Raw genomic sequence first — 206 nt, 5'->3', positions numbered from 1 at the left:
TATTATTTCAAAGGTTTGTCTCCTGTAATTTTTGGGAGATAAGCCTTTTAATTTTGATTTGATTCTTTCGTTATTATAAAAATTGATATATTGATGAATAGCTTGTTCAAGGTCCTGAAAATCTTTAAATTCTTGGCCATAATACATTTCTTGTTTAAGTAACCCAAAAAAGTTTTCCATAACTGAATTATCTAGACAATTACCTT

The 206-nt window shown here is 26.7% G+C and carries 1 protein-coding gene; it reads right to left on the bottom strand.

Annotated elements, in window-relative coordinates; genetic code table 11:
- Positions 1 to 206: IS3 family transposase (locus LQ693_RS13640; RefSeq protein ID WP_239703286.1), on the bottom strand; the 206-nt coding region annotated here is incomplete at both ends.

Origin of the sequence: Mammaliicoccus sp. B-M6 (assembly GCF_022386965.1) — a bacterium.
Classification (GTDB): domain Bacteria; phylum Bacillota; class Bacilli; order Staphylococcales; family Staphylococcaceae; genus Mammaliicoccus; species Mammaliicoccus sciuri_A.
Note: the sequence above shows the minus strand (reverse complement) of the source record. Positions and strands in the feature narration are given on the sequence as shown.